The organism is Pseudomonas sp. H26/SER47-MNA-CIBAN-0231 (genome assembly GCF_040310465.1).
In the GTDB taxonomy this organism is placed as follows: Bacteria; Pseudomonadota; Gammaproteobacteria; order Pseudomonadales; family Pseudomonadaceae; genus Aquipseudomonas; species Aquipseudomonas atacamensis.
Genome location: NZ_JBEOPW010000111.1, coordinates 1 through 261, shown reverse-complemented (window position 1 = coordinate 261; position 261 = coordinate 1). Strand labels below are relative to the sequence as shown.

General features: G+C 64.0%; 1 pseudogene. It reads right to left on the bottom strand.

Features of this window, described 5'->3' with window-relative positions:
- Nucleotides 1-261, bottom strand: a pseudogene (locus AAEZ10_RS27495) (hybrid sensor histidine kinase/response regulator); the annotation flags it as partial.

Genomic DNA, 261 nt, shown 5'->3' with positions numbered 1-261 from the left:
GACCACCACACACCCCCAGGTCTCCAGTAACGTGCGCATGCCCGCGCAAATGGCGGCGTCGTTATCCAGCACCCATACCCGTGCCCCGCGCAGGCGTTCCAGCATGGGCTCACTCATCAACGGGTTGGGTAACGCCTTGGGCGCAGTCGCGCTGATCGGCACCTCGACAGAAAACATCGACCCCCTGCCCGGCCATGAACGCACGTGAATCCGGTGCCCGAGTATCCCGGCAATTTTTTCCACGATCGCCAGGCCCAGCCC